The sequence below is a fragment of the Lysobacter lycopersici genome, from assembly GCF_007556775.1.
Lineage (GTDB): Bacteria > Pseudomonadota > Gammaproteobacteria > Xanthomonadales > Xanthomonadaceae > Pseudoluteimonas > Pseudoluteimonas lycopersici.
On sequence record NZ_CP041742.1, the window covers coordinates 1,240,026 to 1,253,900 of the forward strand.

General features: G+C 67.2%; 16 protein-coding genes. 14 read left to right on the plus strand and 2 right to left on the minus strand.

Annotated features, from left to right (window positions below):
• The first annotated feature begins 33 nt into the window (after nucleotides 1–33).
• The 7 genes from FNZ56_RS06265 to FNZ56_RS06295 all read left to right on the plus strand — a co-directional run bounded on the left by FNZ56_RS06265 (nucleotide 34) and on the right by FNZ56_RS06295 (nucleotide 5,108).
• On the plus strand, nucleotides 34–1,443 hold the full coding sequence (locus FNZ56_RS06265) for an RNA polymerase factor sigma-54 (RefSeq protein ID WP_143879014.1): 1,410 nt from the start codon (nucleotides 34–36) through the stop codon (nucleotides 1,441–1,443).
• An 89-nt stretch (nucleotides 1,444–1,532) separates the two neighbouring features.
• The gene (gene hpf / locus FNZ56_RS06270) at nucleotides 1,533–1,853 is read left to right on the plus strand and encodes a ribosome hibernation-promoting factor, HPF/YfiA family (protein ID WP_143879015.1); all 321 of its coding nucleotides are present in this window, start codon (nucleotides 1,533–1,535) and stop codon (nucleotides 1,851–1,853) included.
• 7 nt (nucleotides 1,854–1,860) lie between these two features.
• Nucleotides 1,861–2,313 carry a PTS sugar transporter subunit IIA gene (locus FNZ56_RS06275; protein ID WP_143879016.1) on the plus strand — a complete coding sequence of 151 codons (453 nt, stop codon included), beginning with the start codon at nucleotides 1,861–1,863 and terminating at the stop codon, nucleotides 2,311–2,313.
• Nucleotides 2,310–3,266 carry an HPr(Ser) kinase/phosphatase gene (gene hprK / locus FNZ56_RS06280; protein ID WP_143879017.1) on the plus strand — a complete coding sequence of 319 codons (957 nt, stop codon included), beginning with the start codon at nucleotides 2,310–2,312 and terminating at the stop codon, nucleotides 3,264–3,266. Before FNZ56_RS06275 ends, hprK begins: the two co-directional genes overlap by 4 nt.
• Complete coding sequence (rapZ, locus tag FNZ56_RS06285) at nucleotides 3,263–4,138, plus strand: RNase adapter RapZ (RefSeq protein ID WP_143879018.1); 876 nt, start codon at nucleotides 3,263–3,265, stop codon at nucleotides 4,136–4,138. Before hprK ends, rapZ begins: the two co-directional genes overlap by 4 nt.
• 185 nt (nucleotides 4,139–4,323) lie before the next feature.
• The gene (locus FNZ56_RS06290; protein ID WP_143879019.1) at nucleotides 4,324–4,671 is read left to right on the plus strand and encodes an EF-hand domain-containing protein; all 348 of its coding nucleotides are present in this window, start codon (nucleotides 4,324–4,326) and stop codon (nucleotides 4,669–4,671) included.
• Nucleotides 4,672–4,727: 56 nt separating this feature from the next.
• Nucleotides 4,728–5,108 carry a hypothetical protein gene (locus FNZ56_RS06295; RefSeq protein ID WP_143879020.1) on the plus strand — a complete coding sequence of 127 codons (381 nt, stop codon included), beginning with the start codon at nucleotides 4,728–4,730 and terminating at the stop codon, nucleotides 5,106–5,108.
• 174 nt (nucleotides 5,109–5,282) lie between these two features.
• Here the strand turns inward: FNZ56_RS06295 and FNZ56_RS06300 are convergent, their stop codons facing one another.
• Nucleotides 5,283–5,843 (minus strand): hypothetical protein, encoded by a 561-nt coding sequence (locus FNZ56_RS06300; protein ID WP_143879021.1) that lies wholly within the window; start codon nucleotides 5,841–5,843, stop codon nucleotides 5,283–5,285.
• A gap of 109 nt (nucleotides 5,844–5,952) precedes the next feature.
• Here FNZ56_RS06300 and FNZ56_RS06305 point away from each other — a divergent pair, with 109 nt between their 5' ends.
• The 7 genes from FNZ56_RS06305 to FNZ56_RS06340 all read left to right on the plus strand — a co-directional run bounded on the left by FNZ56_RS06305 (nucleotide 5,953) and on the right by FNZ56_RS06340 (nucleotide 12,884).
• Nucleotides 5,953–6,345 (plus strand): PTS sugar transporter subunit IIA, encoded by a 393-nt coding sequence (locus FNZ56_RS06305; protein ID WP_143879022.1) that lies wholly within the window; start codon nucleotides 5,953–5,955, stop codon nucleotides 6,343–6,345.
• An 8-nt stretch (nucleotides 6,346–6,353) separates the two neighbouring features.
• The gene (locus FNZ56_RS06310) at nucleotides 6,354–6,623 is read left to right on the plus strand and encodes an HPr family phosphocarrier protein (protein WP_143879023.1); all 270 of its coding nucleotides are present in this window, start codon (nucleotides 6,354–6,356) and stop codon (nucleotides 6,621–6,623) included.
• On the plus strand, nucleotides 6,623–8,344 hold the full coding sequence (gene ptsP / locus FNZ56_RS06315) for a phosphoenolpyruvate--protein phosphotransferase (protein WP_143879024.1): 1,722 nt from the start codon (nucleotides 6,623–6,625) through the stop codon (nucleotides 8,342–8,344). Before FNZ56_RS06310 ends, ptsP begins: the two co-directional genes overlap by 1 nt.
• 184 nt (nucleotides 8,345–8,528) lie before the next feature.
• Nucleotides 8,529–9,890: a magnesium transporter gene (mgtE, locus tag FNZ56_RS06320; protein ID WP_143879025.1), complete on the plus strand. Its 1,362-nt coding sequence runs from the start codon at nucleotides 8,529–8,531 to the stop codon at nucleotides 9,888–9,890.
• 697 nt (nucleotides 9,891–10,587) lie between these two features.
• Entirely contained in the window at nucleotides 10,588–10,989 is a 402-nt protein-coding gene (locus FNZ56_RS06330; RefSeq protein ID WP_221933321.1) for a hypothetical protein, read from the plus strand.
• Nucleotides 10,989–11,411, plus strand: coding sequence for a hypothetical protein (locus FNZ56_RS06335; protein WP_143879028.1), 423 nt, complete (start codon nucleotides 10,989–10,991; stop codon nucleotides 11,409–11,411). Before FNZ56_RS06330 ends, FNZ56_RS06335 begins: the two co-directional genes overlap by 1 nt.
• 60 nt (nucleotides 11,412–11,471) lie before the next feature.
• Nucleotides 11,472–12,884 carry a thioredoxin family protein gene (locus tag FNZ56_RS06340; RefSeq protein WP_221933322.1) on the plus strand — a complete coding sequence of 471 codons (1,413 nt, stop codon included), beginning with the start codon at nucleotides 11,472–11,474 and terminating at the stop codon, nucleotides 12,882–12,884.
• Nucleotide 12,885: 1 nt separating this feature from the next.
• Here FNZ56_RS06340 and FNZ56_RS06345 read toward each other — a convergent pair whose 3' ends face one another.
• Complete coding sequence (locus FNZ56_RS06345) at nucleotides 12,886–13,848, minus strand: aspartate carbamoyltransferase catalytic subunit (RefSeq protein ID WP_143879029.1); 963 nt, start codon at nucleotides 13,846–13,848, stop codon at nucleotides 12,886–12,888.
• Between the last annotated feature and the right edge of the window lie 27 nt (nucleotides 13,849–13,875).

Consider the following 13,875-nt stretch of genomic DNA (forward strand, 5'->3'; position numbering starts at 1 on the left):
AACCGCGTGGGGAACACGGTCCGACCATTCGCGATGAAGGCACGCCTGCAAACCTCGCTCGGCCAGCAACTGGTGCTCACGCCCCAGTTGCGCCAGAGCCTGCACCTGCTGCAGTTGTCGGCGCACGAACTCGAAGCCGAACTGGCCGAAGCGGTGGAATCCAACCCGCTGCTCGACTGGGCCGAACCCGCGCCGGTGGCGACCGAGGCCGCGCAAGCGGACGACGCCCCGCGCGATGACGCCCGCGACGCCGAGCCTTCCGCCGAATGGGAGCGCAGCGAGGAATGGTCGGCACCCACCATGCGCGGCGGCGACAACGACGCCGACCAGGACGCCGCCGAGCGCGTGGCCGCGAGCGAAACCCTGCACGACTACCTGCAATGGCAGTTGCAGCTCTCGCAGTTGTCGCCGCGCCAGCTGCGCATCGGCGTCGCGCTGGTCGACGCCATCGACGACGACGGCTACCTGCGTGAAACGCCCGAAGCGATTTCCGCCGCACTGGCCCCGGACATCATTGCCGGCGGCGACGAAGTACTCGCGGTCCTGCGCCAGTTGCAACGGCTCGATCCGCCCGGCGTGGGCGCGCGCGACCTCGGCGAATGCCTGTCGCTGCAGCTCGACGCCCTGCCCGCTTCGACCCCGGGACGCGAACTCGCGCTGCAGATCGCCGCCAGCGCCATCGAGCGGCTACCCAAGGTCGGCCGCGACGGGCTCGCGCGCGAACTGCAGGTGCCGGCGGAAGACATCGACGAGGCGCTGCACCTGCTGCGTTCGCTCGACCCGCGCCCCGGCGCGCGCCACGGCGACCTCGCCGTGGATACCTACGTCGTCCCCGACTGCATCATCCGCCGCCGCGCCGGCGTGTGGGAAGTCGCGCTCGCCAACCAACCATGGTCCAGGCTCGGCATCCACCAGGGTTACGAACGCATGCTGCAGCATGCCGCTGGCGAAGACGCCAGCTACCTGCGCAGCCGCCTGCAGGAAGCGCGCTGGCTGCTCAAGAACCTGCAGGCGCGCGGCGACACCCTGCTCAAGGTCGTGCGCTGCGTGGTGCGCCAGCAATCGGGCTTCCTCGAATTCGGGCCGCAGGCGTTGCGTCCGCTGACCCTGCGCCTGGTCGCCGCGGAGATCGGCGTGCACGAATCCACCGTGTCGCGCGCGATCGCGCGCAAGTACGCGCACACCCCGCGCGGCACCGTGCCGCTGCGTGCGTTCTTCGCCTCGGGCGTCGAGGCCGAAGGCGGCGGCGAAGCATCGAGCACCGCGATCCAGGCCATGATCCGGCAACTGGTCTCCGCCGAAGATCCGCGCAAGCCGTTGTCCGACGCCCGCCTGGCGGAAATGCTCAAGGCCGGCGGCGTGCCGGTGGCGCGGCGCACCGTGGCAAAATACCGCGAGGCGCTGCGCATTCCTTCTTCCCACGATCGCGTGCGCCTGGCTTGAGGCCTGCCCGGACGGCAACGAATTTTTCACCCACGGCCGCGGCGCGAAGCGCCATGCTGTGGCCACCGAAAAGCAGCAGGAGGGAATGCATGCGCATCGAAACCCACGGCCAGCAAATCGAAGTGACCCCGGCCCTGCGCGACTACGTCGAAACCAAGCTCGCGCGCCTTTCCCGCCATTTCGACCAACCGCTCGAAGTCCGCACCCAGCTCAGCCTCGACAAGCCCGACCACAAGGCCGAGGCGACGGTGAACGTCTCCGGCCGCACCCTGCACGCCGATGCCAACGCGATCGACATGTACGCCGCCATCGACCGCCTCGCCGACAAGCTCGACCGCCTGCTGGTCAAGCACAAGGAAAAACTGGTCGACCAGCACCACGGCGCCGGCCAGCGCGGCGACGCCGGCTGAGCAGGGAATGGCACTGGCGTCGTTGCTCGCCGTCGACCGCATCGCCTGCCTGGACGATGCCGGCGACCGCGACGAAGTCCTCGAAGCCGCCGCGCGCCTGATCGCCGCGGGCACCGATGTCGACGGCGTGGCCGCGAGCCTGCGCCAGCGCGAGCGCATGGGCAGCACCGCGATCGGCGACGGCGTCGCCATCCCGCACGGCCGCAGCGCGGCATTCCCGCAGGCGCGCGCGGCGTTCCTGCGCCTGCGCCCGGCCGTGGCCTTCGGCGCCGCCGACGGCACACCGGTCGACCTGGTGTTCGCGATGGCGGTACCCGAGGGCATGCAGCAGGAATACCTGCAATGGCTGTCGGAACTGGCCGAACGCTTCGCCGATCCGGCGTTCCGCGACACCCTGCGCGGCGCGGTCGACGCCCGCGCGCTGCATGCCGCGTTGCGCGACGCGGGCATGGCCCCGTGAACGCACGCATCAGCGCACGCGAACTGTTCGAACAGCTTGGCGAACGCCTGTCGCTGCGCTGGATCGCCGGCGAACGCGGCGGCGAACGCGTGCTGGAGGCGGTCGAAACCGTCGCCCGGCGCCCATCGCTGGCCGGCTACCTCAATGCCATCTACCCGAACAAGGTGCAGATCCTCGGTACCGAGGAACTGGGCTGGATGGACACGCTCGATGCGCGCCAGCGCTGGGACACCATCCACAAGATCGTGCACCAGCGGCCGCTCGCGCTGGTGGTGAGCAAGGATCAGTCCTGCCCCGAGGACCTGCGCGTCGCCGCCGAGGAAACCGACACGCCGCTGTGGTCCTCGCCGCGCCGCGGGCACGAACTGCTCAACCACCTGCAGTACCACCTCGCGCGCAAGCTCGCGCCGCGGGTGACGCTGCACGGCGTGTTCATGGAAATCTATTCGATCGGCGTGCTGATCACCGGCGAGTCGGGCTCGGGCAAGAGCGAGCTCGCGCTGGAACTGGTCACGCGCGGGCATCGCCTGGTCGCCGACGACGCGCCCGAATTCACCCAGATCGCGCCGGACGTGCTCGACGGCACCTGCCCGGAACTGCTGCAGGACCTGCTGGAACTGCGCGGCCTGGGCGTGCTCAACATCCGCCAGATGTTCGGCGACACCGCGGTGAAGCGGAACAAGTACCTGCGCCTGATCGTGCACCTCACCCGCCCGCACCTGGAACCGCAGCCCGGCGGCGGCGACGGCATGCAGCGCCTCACCGGCGACCTCGGCGCGCGCCGCGTGCTCGACCTCGACGTGCCGATGATCACACTGCCGGTGATGCCCGGGCGCAACCTCGCGGTGCTGGCCGAAGCCGCGACGCGCATGCACCTGCTGCGCGCCAAGGGCGTGGATCCCTCGGCCGCGTTCATGGCGCGGCACAGCCATTTCCTCGAGCGTTCGGAATGAACCACGACGCCGCGCCGCAAATGGTGATCGTCAGCGGCATGTCCGGCTCGGGCAAGTCGGTGGTGCTCAATACGCTCGAGGACGTCGGCTTCTTCTGCGTCGACAACCTGCCCGCGGAACTGCTGCCGGATTTCGTGCGCAGCGTGGCCCGCGACGACGGCGCGCCGCGCAAGCTCGCGGTCGGCATCGACGTGCGCAACCGCCACAGCGACCTCGCCAACATCCCGGAATGGCTGTCGGAAGTCGGCAAGCTCGGCCTCGACCCGAAGCTGGTGTTCCTCGACGCCGGCGACGACGCGTTGCTCAAACGCTATGCGGACACGCGGCGCCGGCATCCGCTGAGCCACCACGGCCTGCTGCTCGCCGACGCCATCGCGCTCGAGCGCCAGGTGCTGAAGCCGCTGCGCGCGCTCGCGGATTCGGTGATCGATACCACTTCGCTCAACGTGCACCAGTTGCGGCGGCAGGTGATCACCGAATTCGGCCTCGCCGACGACGGCTCGCCGTCGCTGCTGTTCGAATCCTTCGCCTACCGGCGCGGCGTGCCCGCGGACGCGGACTTCGTGTTCGATGCGCGCGTGCTGCCCAACCCGCACTGGAACCCGGAACTGCGCCCGCTTTCGGGCCGCGACGCGCCGGTGCGCGAATTCCTCGATGCACAGGAAGACGTGGGTCGCTACGTCGAGCAGGTCTCGGGCTTCCTCGACGCGTGGCTGCCGCGCCTGCGCACCGACACGCGCAGCTACATCACCATCGCCTTCGGCTGCACCGGGGGCCGCCATCGTTCGGTGTACCTCGCCGAACGCCTGGCCGCGCATTTCCGCGACGGGGGCTGGGGCGACGTCGCCATCCACCACCGCGAGGTGGATTGAACCACGATCCCGGTCGTCGCAACGCCGTCTCGATCGCATGCGATGAGCCGCAACTGAACGCGATGCGCTCGAAAACCCCGGCCCCGCGCGCGAATTACGTTTTGTTTCCCTCGTGCTAGCGGACTGTTTCCATGGCGGCGCTAGGGTCGTTGCGTGCCGACGAGGGCACGCCACGGGAACTCCCGATGAAAACCAACACCAACCTGCTGGCATTGCCGGCCGCGTTCGCGATCGCTGCGTGCGCAGTCCCGGCCCTGGCGCAGGACGCATCGCCCATGCAACCGCAAACACCGCAACCGACGACATCCACCATGACGCAATCGCAGGCGGGCTTCGCCCGTCTCGATGCCGACCATGACGCCGCGATCAGCAAATCCGAAGCGGCCGCGGATGCGGGCTTGAACGCCGCGTTCGACGGCATCGACGCGGACGGGAACGGCAGCCTCGACCAGGCCGAATACGACAAGTACGCGCAAGCCTCGCAACAGGGAACCAACGACGACGGCAATCCCACGCAGCCGGGCTCGGATTGATCGACCGCGCTTCGTTCCCATCCATTCCAGCATCCGCAACTCCGGAGGTTTCCCCCATGAACGCCTTGCCTGAACGCAACACCCATGCCCCGCGCCTGCTCGCGTTGGGAATCGCCATCGCGATCGCATCGCTGGCGGGCTGCAACAAGCCCGCGGCCGACAGCAACATGCCGCCGGTCGCCAGCGACGATTCGTCTTCGGTCGCGCCGGCCGAACAACCGGCGACGCCGACGCCGGCGCCCGAACAAGCGACCGCAGGCGACGCCAGTTCGTCGTCGACCGCCGGCGATGCGGCGGGGATCAGCAACGAAGCGCCGCCGCCGGACGAAAGTTCGACGGTACCGGAGGACGCGCAGCCGCAGTCCGATCCGCAATCGACGCAGGATGCGAATACGCCGAACCCGCCGCCCGACGACGGTAACGGCTACGGCGGCTGAGTCGGGGATACGCAAACGTCGCAGGGCAACGACCCTTCGGGGTCGTTGCTTTTTTCATTGCGGACATGGACGGCAGATGCAGCCCGACGCTGGTTCAGCTGCCGACGTCTTACTGCGAACCGGCCGACCGGATCTAGTCCGGACCTTATCCCAAGGAAACTTCGTGCTCCGCAGTCAGAACCCGATATCTTCCTCGGCCCCTAAAGTACCCAGCAATATCGACACGCCGGGCGGAAGTGAACAGGTGACCGAGAAGGCACCGGAAGTCGGGATGTTGGTTGACCCGCCAAATTCCACGGGAAACCAATCCGTCTCATCATAAGCGGTGATTTCAGGATCGACTGTCACTGTTTTTGTGGCGTAATACATCGGCGCGTACCTGTTACCCGACGGCCAGGAGTTCACGGCGGTGCAGGAAAAACTATGCACCAAGCCATCAATCGAGCCGAAAATCACGCCGTAGTAGGTCGGATCCCAGGATTGTGCGGATGCCCCAAAAGACGCCTGTCCAGGAGCCGAGTCGAACGAGCAGATCACGAAAGAACTCGTAGTACCTTCGTTGCGAAATCCCGTCGACTTCGGCCGGACTTTCGTGTTGTTGGTTGGAATACTCAGGGTGCACAGATTCGCACCTGGATATGTCGGAGAACGATCGAGAGATACCGCCTGTGTCGGCGGCGGAAGCATCATCGACGCAACCACCGCGAACATTCCCGCAAATCGCATATGGTTCATTGAAATGCCCCCGGGCTGGCGATCCGATAATCATGGCATCGGGGCGGAAATGGCGCCACCGGCGGCTCGTTACTTCCGGCGCGTCATCGGCCTCTGTTAACTTGGCGCCATGGCCGTCGGCATCCTGCTCGTCACCCATGAAGGCATCGGCAGCGCGATCCTCGCGGTGGCGACGCGGCTGCTGCGCCAGTTGCCGCTGAAGGTCGAGGCGTTCGAACTCGGCTTCGACGCCGACCCGGACACCGAGCTGCCGCGCGCCAGCGCCGCGCTGCGGCGGGTGGACGGCGGCGATGGCGTGCTGCTGCTCACCGACCTATTCGGCGCCTCGCCCGGCAACCTCGCGGCGAAGGTCGCGCGGCTGGGCACGCCGGTGCGGCGGGTATCGGGGTTGAACCTGCCGATGCTGCTGCGGGTGATGAATTATTCCGAACTGCCGCTGGACGAACTGCCCGCGATCGCCGCGGCCGGCGCGCGCAACGGCGTGATCCACGACGACGGCTGAGGGCCGAGATGATCGAACGCGAACTCCCCGTCGTGAACCGCCTCGGCCTGCACGCGCGCGCCACCGCCAAGCTCGTGCAACTGCTGTCCGGCTATCGCTGCAACGCGACGCTGTCCGCACGCGGCCGCGAGGTGAACGCCAAGAGCATCATGGGCGTGATGCTGCTCGCCGCGGGACAGGGTTCGAGCGTGCTGTTGCGCGTGGATGGCGACGACGAAGCCGCGGCCGCGGACGCGGTCGCCGGGCTGTTCGCGCGCCGTTTCGACGAGGCCGACTGATGCGCAAGGACCTGTCCGCGCACGGGGCCTCGCGCGGTTGCGCGCTGGGCCGGGCACGGGTCCGGTTGCCGCACGTGCTGGAGGTGCGCGAGGAACGCATCGACGACGTCGACGGCGAGCTCGCAAGGCTGCACGCGGCGATCGACGTGGTGCGCGAGGAAATGCGGACCCTGCGCGCGCGCCTGCACGGTGCGCTGGCGCACGAGGTCGGCGAATTCCTCGACCTGCATGCGTTGCTGCTCGACGACCCGGAACTGCTGCAAGGCCTCGATGGCCTGATCCGCAGTGGGCGCTATTCGGCCGACTACGCCCTGCGCCTGCAGCGCGACCGCATCGCCGCGGTATTCGCCGGCATGGACGACCCCTACCTGCGCAGCCGCGTCGACGACATCGACCAGGTGATCGGCCGCGTGCACGCCGCGCTGCACCGGCGCGAGGCCGAACTGCAGGGCGTGGCCGGCGAGATCCTCGTCACCGACAACGTCGCCCCGGCCGAACTCGCGCAACTGCAGTCGCGCGGGGTGATGGCGGTGGTGACCAGCGGCGGCAGCGCGCTGTCGCACAGCGCGATCATGGCGCGCAGCCTGCACCTGCCGCTCGTCGTGGGCGCCGCGGAGGCATTGCAGAACATCAACGACGGCGACGTACTGGTGGTCGACGGCGGCAGCGGCCTGCTCATCCGCGAACCCGACGCCGCCGACCTGCGCGACCACCGCGCCCGCGTGCGCGAACAGGCGCGCGAGCGCAAGCAGTTGCATCGCCTGCGGCGCGAACCATCGCGCACCCGCGACGGCGCCGACATCAAGTTGTGGGCGAACGCGGAATCGCTGGAGGACGTGGCCGAGGCGCATGCGCTGGGCGCGGCCGGCGTCGGCCTGTACCGCACCGAATTCCTGTTCCTGCAGCGCAACGAAGTGCCGGACGAGGAGGAGCAGTTCCGCGCCTACCGCGACCTGGTGCTCGGCATGACCGGGCGCACCGTCACCATCCGCACCCTCGACCTCGGCGCGGACAAGGCCGACCGTACCGGGCTGGCCCTGCGCGGCGAGGAGAACCCCGCGCTCGGCCTGCGCGGCATCCGCCTGTCGCTGGCGCGCGAGGCGCTGTTCGAAACGCAACTGCGTGCCATCGCGCGCGCATCCGGCTACGGCCCGGTACGCGTGCTGCTGCCGATGATCAGCAGTCGCGAGGAAGTGCTGGCCGTGCGCAAGCTGCTGCTGCGCGTAGCCCGCGACCTGCGCAGCCAGGGCCACGAGATCGCCGACGCAATCCCGCTCGGCGCGATGATCGAGGTCCCTGCTGCGGCGATCGCGCTGCCCGGCTTCATCGGCGCGATCGATTTCCTGTCGGTCGGCACCAACGACCTCGTGCAATACCTGCTCGCCGCGGATCGCAACAACGAGGCGCTCGGCGAGTTGTATTCGCCCCTGCACCCGGCCTTGTTGCGACTGCTGTACACGGTGATCCGCACCGCGCGCGTGCGCGGCAAGCCCGCCGCGGTCTGCGGCGAGATGGCCGGCGACGCCGCGCTGGCGCCGCTGCTGCTCGCGCTGGGGCTGGAGGAATTCAGCCTGCATCCGGCGACCCTGCTCGAGGTGCGCCAGGCGATCCGCGACAGCGACCTCGCCCAACTGCGCGCCCGCGCCGCCTCGCTGTTGCGCGCGCGCGACCGCAAGGGCATCGAGGCCTGGGTTGCGGCGAACGTCGCAGCGAACCCGTAGGAGCGCACCGAGGCCACAGGCCGAGGGGCGCGACACATACGCGATTGGTCGCGCCCCTGCGGTGCGCTCCTACAACATGCGGGGTGTCCTTCCCGCGCCCCGCAGGCGATAATGACCGCATGAACGCCTGATGCTGTCGCGCCCTCGTGGTGCGGCGACGACCACCGTCCTTCGGAAGCCCGCCATGGCCGAAGCCGTCCGCCACGACAAGACCGCGCGCCAGCTGCGTCTGCTATCGGACGCGCTCGACAGCGGCCGCCTCGGCCCCGTGCGCCGGCTGGTCAACACGCTGTCGCCGGCCGAGATCGGCAACCTGCTCGAATCGCTGCCGAAGGCGCAGCGCACCGTGGTCTGGGGCCTGGTCGATCCCGAGGACGACGGCGAGGTGTTGCTGCACGTCGGCGACGAGGTGCGCGAAGGCCTGATCGCGGACATGGATCCGGACGAGATCGTCGCCGCGGTCGAGGACCTCGACATCGACGACCTCGCCGACCTGGTCGAGGACCTGCCGGACACGGTGCTCGACGAAGTCCTGAAGTCGATGGACCGCGACAATCGCGAGCGCCTCGAGCAGGTGCTGTCCTACGACGAGGGCAGCGCCGGCCGCCTGATGAACCCGGACGTGGTGACGGTACGCACCGACACCACCATCGACGTGGTGCTGCGCTACCTGCGCTTGCGCGGAGAATTGCCCGACCACACCGACCATTTGTACGTGGTCAGCCGCCGCCACCAGTACCTCGGTCGCATCGCGTTGCAATCGCTGCTCACCAGCGAACCGAACATGCCGGTGAACCGGCTGATCGACGACGAGCAGCCGGCCATCGACGTGCACGAATCCGAAGGCGACGTCGCCCGCCAGTTCTCCGACCACGACTGGATTTCCGCGCCGGTGGTGGACGACAACAACATCCTGCTCGGCCGCATCACCATCGACGACGTGGTCGACATCATCCGCGAGCAGGCCGAGCACCAGGCCCTGGGCGCGGCCGGCCTCGGCGAGGACGAGGATCTGTTCTCACCGGTGCCGCGCGCGACCAAGCGCCGCCTGTTGTGGCTGGGCATCAACCTCGGCACCGCGTTCCTTGCGTCGTCGGTAGTGGGCCAGTTCCAGACCACCATCGCGCACATCGTCGCGCTCGCGGTATTGATGCCCATCGTCGCGGGCATGGGCGGCAACGCCGGCACGCAGGTGCTCGCGCTCGTCGTGCGCGGTCTCGCGCTGGGGCAATTGGGCGCGTCGAACGTGCAGGTGTTGATCTGGAAGGAAGTGCGCGTGGCCGCACTCAATGGCTTGATGCTGGGCCTGGTGCTCGGGCTGATCGTGTGGGCGTGGTTCGGTGAATGGCCGCTGGCGTTGGTGATCGCGAGTGCGTTGACGATCAATCTGCTGATGGCGGCATTGGCTGGCGTGCTGGTGCCGGTGACGTTGAAGCGCATGGGCTTCGATCCGGCGCTGGCCGGTGGCGTGATCCTCACCACCGTCACCGACGTGATGGGATTCCTGAGTTTCCTCGGCCTCGCGACGTTGGTGTTGGTGCGTTGAAGGCTTGGATTGACCGCTTAGACCGGTCGACGGAAGATGCGCTCTTGACAATAGGCCCGTGGTTTATCAGGGGCTAATCCTGACGGGGGAACGTATGACTCTCGCGGTTATTGCTTGGCAGATTTTTATTTTTGTCACTATCGCCATCAGTGGCAGTAAACGCGGATGGGTAACACTCGGATGGGTGGTTTGGACTCTTTTTCAGGTATACACACTTCCTTTAAGTATTGTCCAATTCTTAACAATTTACCTCGCATATCAAGTATCGAAACCAAAACAAGCGACCGCACATCCGGCCACTGGGATGGATCATCTTTCATCGCCAGCTTCGGCCGAAACCCCAAAAACAGCGGCTAACCCTGAACCTCTTTCTACAGGACTTTACGACTCCGAAAAAAGTGAATTCAAAGTCGCGAACTGCAAGTTCGTTTATAAATGTAATCGAAGCTGGTCCGAACTAACCCAAATTCCAGGCGCAAATGAAGTTAGATTCTGCGGAACATGCCGAGAGTCGGTCTATTTCTGTAGTAACGCCGAAGAACTTGTTAGAAACATCAGAGCCAAGAGATGTGTCGCGTTCAAAGACGAGAAAGGCGTCGATCTCGTAGGAGATGTGTGTCAGTGACATCTAAGAGCCGCTATCGCCCACATGATTAGCGTTGGTGATGGCGCCGCCATAGATACGCTCACAGCACACATGTACGCCGCCTTCGACAATCGCGACGGCCGCACTCCCGATCTCGACGGCCTGCGCAAGGTGTTCCTGCCGCAATGCACGATCTGCAAGGCGATTCCGGGACAGGAACAGGTGCAGTCGCTGGACGAATTCATCGAGCAGCGCATCCCGCTGCTGACCCATGGTCGGTTGGTCGATTTCTCCGAACGGGAAACCGATTCGCGTACGTGGATCGCCGGCAACATCGCGAGTCGCGAAAGCCTGTACGAGAAATCCGGCGTGCTGGATGGAACGCCATTCCATACGCGCGGCGCGAAGCAGATGCAGTTCGTGCGGCTCGACGGCCGCTGGTGGATCAGCGCGTTGGCCTGGGACGATGCGCGCGAGGGTTTCGAGCCGCCCGTGTCGCTCGACGACGCGTGATGAACTTCCTGTACGCGCCATCAGAATACCTGCGCCCGTGGAAGCTGTTTTCCCTGGCGGCCGGTGTTTGCCTGCTGATCGCGGGCTCGATCTACACGCCTGCGCCGGATTGGGACATTCCCATCAGTCTGATCATGGCCGCCTGCACCTACCTCACGGCGCCGTGCAGTCTTCGGGCGGTTCTGGATCGAAAATGGCGGCAACTTCCCATGGCCATCTTCGCTACATGGTTCTCCGTGGACGGCTGTTATGCCCTCTACTGGCATTTCAAGGATCCCGTGGCCCTGGATCTCATGCGCTCCGCGAACGCGCCGGCCTCGCTCTCGCTGTACGTGGTGTGCGGCAGCATCTGGCTGTACCGGGGCACGCTGCGCGAGCTGTTCGGTTACATCAAATCGCTGCGATTCAGCCGGCGCGCCTGAGCCCATCGACAAACCGGCATGCCGCTCGCGCTACGATGGCCGCTCCCCACGGAGCCCGCCATGCCTGTCCTGAGCCTTGTCGAAGGGCGACTGCGCCCCCTGTCCCTGCTGATCCCCGCCCTGCTCCTCGGCCTGGCCGCCTGTCAGAAAACCGAACAAGCGAATACCGCTACTGCGCCCGCCGCGAAAGCCGCGCCTGTCGCCGCCGCTGCCACGCTGACAGCGGTCGAAAGCTTCGATGAAGGCATGGCGAAGGCCAAGGCCGAAGGCAAGGCGCTGCTGGTCGACGCTTGGGCGCCGTGGTGCCACACCTGCCTGTCGATGCAGCACTACGTGCTCAACGATCCCGCGCTGGCGCCACTCGGCGAACGCGTGGTGCTGGTCGAACTCGACACCGACAAGGAAGAGAACGCCGGTTTCCTCGAAAAATATTCGGTCAACGTCTGGCCGACCTTCTTCGTGATCGATCCCGCGACCGGCAAGGCCACTGGCCTGTGGCCGGGTTCCGCGTCGGTGGGCGAATTCCGCGGCTTCGTCGAAGACGGGCTGGCCGGCATCGAGGAAGCGCACAGCACCAACGCCGATCCGCAATCGCCCGCGCGACTGATGGTGTCGGCCAAGGCCGCGCAGGCCTCGGGCGACTACGCCAAGGCCGCCGGCGACTACGAAAACGCCGTGGCGAAATCGGATGTCGCATGGCCGCGCCGCAGCGAAGCGCTGATGGGCTGGCTGTTCTCGCTGTCGCAGGCCGGCGACGACGCGGCCTGCGTCAAGGTCGGTCGCGCGCATCTCGCCGAAGTGCGCGGCGCCGCGGTGCCCGCGGACTATTCCGCGATTCTGCTCGACTGCGCCGGCGATGCGAAGGAAGGGGACGCAAAACTTGCGCATGCGGAAGCGGTCGCGCGGCTGCGCGACTTCACCGCGAATCCGCCCGCTGATGCCAGCGCCGACGATCGCGCCGACGCCTGGAACACGCTTTCCTACGCGCTCGCCGACGATGGCGACGAAGCCGGTTCGAAGCACGCGCAGGAACAGCGCCTCGCCATCCTCGAAAAGGCCGCGACCGGCATCAAGGATCCGCTGCTGGCGCAGACCTTCGACTACGCGCGTGCGCAGGCCTATGTCGCGCTGGATCGAGGCGACGAAGCAGTGAAGATGCTCGAAGCACGCGAAAAGGAATTGCCCGATTCCTATGAACCGCCGGCGCGGCTCGCGAGCGCGTTGGCCAAGATGGATCGCCTGCCGCAGGCCCTGACCGCGGTCGATCGCGCGATCGCGAAAGCCTACGGCCCACGCAAATTGCTGTACGTGCGGCAGAAGGCCGACATCCAGTCGCGCATGGGCGACCACGCCGGTGAAGTCGCGACGCTGCAGCAGGAAGTCGCGGGCTACGAAGCGCTGCCGAAGGGACAGGCTCGGCCCGATGCGTTGGCGGACGCGAAGAAGCGCCTCGCTGAAGCGCAGAAGGGCTGAGTCAGCGACTCCACTTCCTGCGGTCGAGCACTTCCTCCAGCACCGCCATCCGCATCGCCACGCCGTTCGCGGCTTGGCGCAGGATCAGCGACTGCGGGCCGTCGGCGACGTCGTCGTCGATTTCCACCCCGCGGTTCATCGGCCCCGGATGCAGCACCACCGCATCCGGCGCGGCGCGGCGCAGGCGTTCCTCGGTCAGCCCGTAATCGCGGTGGTATTCCTCGAGCGAAGGCACCAGGCCTTCCTCCATGCGTTCGCGCTGCAGGCGCAGCATCATCACCGCGTCCACGCCATCCAGCGCCGAATCGAAATCGTCGGGCACCACGCAATCCGCGAGCGTGGCGTCGTCCGGCAACAGCGCGACCGGGCCGAACACGCGGATTTCGCCGGTGCCCAGCGTGCGCAACGCGCGCAGGTCGCTGCGCGCGACCCGCGAATGCTTCACGTCGCCGACGATCAGCACCTTCAGCGCCGAGAAATCCGTGCCCTTGGCCTGGCGCAGCGTGAGCATGTCGAGCAGGCCCTGGGTCGGGTGGTGGCTGCGCCCGTCGCCCGCGTTCACCAGCGCGGTACCCGGCGCCGCGGCCGCGGCCAGCGCGGCGACCGCGCCGTCTTCCTTGTGGCGCACGACGAAGCCGCGCACGCCCATCGCCTCGAGGTTGCGCAGGGTGTCGAGCGCGGTCTCGCCCTTGCTTGCGGACGAAGTCGAGGCGTCGAACGCCAGCGTGTCGGCGCCCAGCCGTTGCGCCGCGAGCAGGAAGCTCGAACGCGTGCGCGTGGATGGTTCGAAGAACAGCGTGCACACCGTGGTTCCGGCGAGCGTGTCGCGCAACGTGGTGCCGCCGAGCGCGGCGTCGCGCAGCGCCTCGGCGCGCAGCAGCAGGCGCTCGAGCGTGGCGCGCGGCAAGCCTTCGAGGTGCAGCAGGTGGCGCAGGCGTCCGTCGGCGTCGATCTGCTCGGTCATGTGCGTTTCGCTTATCGAATTCGGTGG

Coding starts and splice junctions, on each gene's coding strand:
- FNZ56_RS06265 (WP_143879014.1), top strand. CDS start 34: ATGAAGGCACGCCTGCAAACCTCGCTCGGCCAGCAACTGGTGCTCACG.
- hpf (WP_143879015.1), top strand. CDS start 1,533: ATGCGCATCGAAACCCACGGCCAGCAAATCGAAGTGACCCCGGCCCTG.
- FNZ56_RS06275 (WP_143879016.1), top strand. CDS start 1,861: ATGGCACTGGCGTCGTTGCTCGCCGTCGACCGCATCGCCTGCCTGGAC.
- rapZ (WP_143879018.1), top strand. CDS start 3,263: ATGAACCACGACGCCGCGCCGCAAATGGTGATCGTCAGCGGCATGTCC.
- FNZ56_RS06290 (WP_143879019.1), top strand. CDS start 4,324: ATGAAAACCAACACCAACCTGCTGGCATTGCCGGCCGCGTTCGCGATC.
- FNZ56_RS06295 (WP_143879020.1), top strand. CDS start 4,728: ATGAACGCCTTGCCTGAACGCAACACCCATGCCCCGCGCCTGCTCGCG.
- FNZ56_RS06300 (WP_143879021.1), bottom strand. CDS start 5,843: ATGAACCATATGCGATTTGCGGGAATGTTCGCGGTGGTTGCGTCGATG.
- FNZ56_RS06305 (WP_143879022.1), top strand. CDS start 5,953: ATGGCCGTCGGCATCCTGCTCGTCACCCATGAAGGCATCGGCAGCGCG.
- FNZ56_RS06310 (WP_143879023.1), top strand. CDS start 6,354: ATGATCGAACGCGAACTCCCCGTCGTGAACCGCCTCGGCCTGCACGCG.
- ptsP (WP_143879024.1), top strand. CDS start 6,623: ATGCGCAAGGACCTGTCCGCGCACGGGGCCTCGCGCGGTTGCGCGCTG.
- mgtE (WP_143879025.1), top strand. CDS start 8,529: ATGGCCGAAGCCGTCCGCCACGACAAGACCGCGCGCCAGCTGCGTCTG.
- FNZ56_RS06330 (WP_221933321.1), top strand. CDS start 10,588: ATGTACGCCGCCTTCGACAATCGCGACGGCCGCACTCCCGATCTCGAC.
- FNZ56_RS06335 (WP_143879028.1), top strand. CDS start 10,989: ATGAACTTCCTGTACGCGCCATCAGAATACCTGCGCCCGTGGAAGCTG.
- FNZ56_RS06340 (WP_221933322.1), top strand. CDS start 11,472: ATGCCTGTCCTGAGCCTTGTCGAAGGGCGACTGCGCCCCCTGTCCCTG.
- FNZ56_RS06345 (WP_143879029.1), bottom strand. CDS start 13,848: ATGACCGAGCAGATCGACGCCGACGGACGCCTGCGCCACCTGCTGCAC.